Annotated in this window: 1 protein-coding gene; it reads right to left on the bottom strand. The window is 54.4% G+C overall.

Features of this window, described 5'->3' with window-relative positions:
* Nucleotides 1–469, bottom strand: a 469-nt coding sequence (locus E9531_RS17595) for a hypothetical protein (protein WP_158291843.1), incomplete at both ends; no start/stop codon positions are given.

Below are 469 nucleotides of genomic sequence, written 5' to 3'. Positions count from 1 at the left end.
GACCACTATTAGCGTACGTGCTCAGCTTCAGGGCTTGATTGGCTGCGCTGACCGTTTGCACTGCCGATTGACCAGTGGCAAGACCTGCAATCTCTGCGGCCACACGATAAGTCCCTGCTGCTGCAGGCTGAGCCACGTAGGCACTTGGTGAATAGTTGCGGCCTTGAACAATGCTCAACTGTGTAATCAAGCTACCCGCTGTGGCTGCACTATAAATTCCGTTGACCACTCCCACTGGCTCTTGCTCCACCAAAGACAGGGCAACCGTCAACGCTGAGGTGGAACTAAAGCCCGTGCTGTGATACGCCCCAGGAACTTGCAAATGAACGCTGAAATCATCTCGCAAACTTGACGTGGTCCGCGCTCCATCCAAGGAGTTAAACACCACTGTCGGGGCAATGGTCTCCACTGGCATCACCACTGCTGCCGTATAACCAACAGCCGTTGCTTCAATCTGGGTAGAACCCAG

The organism is Lampropedia puyangensis (genome assembly GCF_004833285.1).
Taxonomy (GTDB): Bacteria; Pseudomonadota; Gammaproteobacteria; order Burkholderiales; family Burkholderiaceae_C; genus Lampropedia; species Lampropedia puyangensis.
This window is presented reverse-complemented; position numbering and strand designations above follow the sequence as displayed.